Annotated in this window: 1 protein-coding gene; it reads left to right on the top strand. The window is 69.7% G+C overall.

What is annotated here, in order from left to right; genetic code table 11:
• Positions 1-264, top strand: a 264-nt coding sequence (locus SB753_RS38160; RefSeq protein ID WP_410805304.1) for a hypothetical protein, incomplete at both ends; no start/stop codon positions are given.

Below are 264 nucleotides of genomic sequence, written 5' to 3'. Positions count from 1 at the left end.
CAACGTGGCCGGTCGAGACCGAGGTGCACGTCGCTCCGGGGCCGTCATCGCGACTGATCGCTCCGGTCGCCGGCGAGCTGAAGATCGCCGAGGGTGGGGTGCGCATCACGATCGACGGCGGATGGCGGCTGGAGCTTCGAGGCCCAGACATCGAGCCGAATCGCGGTGGACGCGTCGAGAGGGGCGAGAGCATCGGCAGGCTCGCCGCGTCCTTCGAGAACAGGACGATCGTCATCGGCCTGACCCGAGCGGACGCTCCGTCGC

This window comes from Paraburkholderia sp. SIMBA_053 (assembly GCF_046534895.1).
Classification (GTDB): domain Bacteria; phylum Pseudomonadota; class Gammaproteobacteria; order Burkholderiales; family Burkholderiaceae; genus Paraburkholderia; species Paraburkholderia caledonica.
This window is presented reverse-complemented; position numbering and strand designations above follow the sequence as displayed.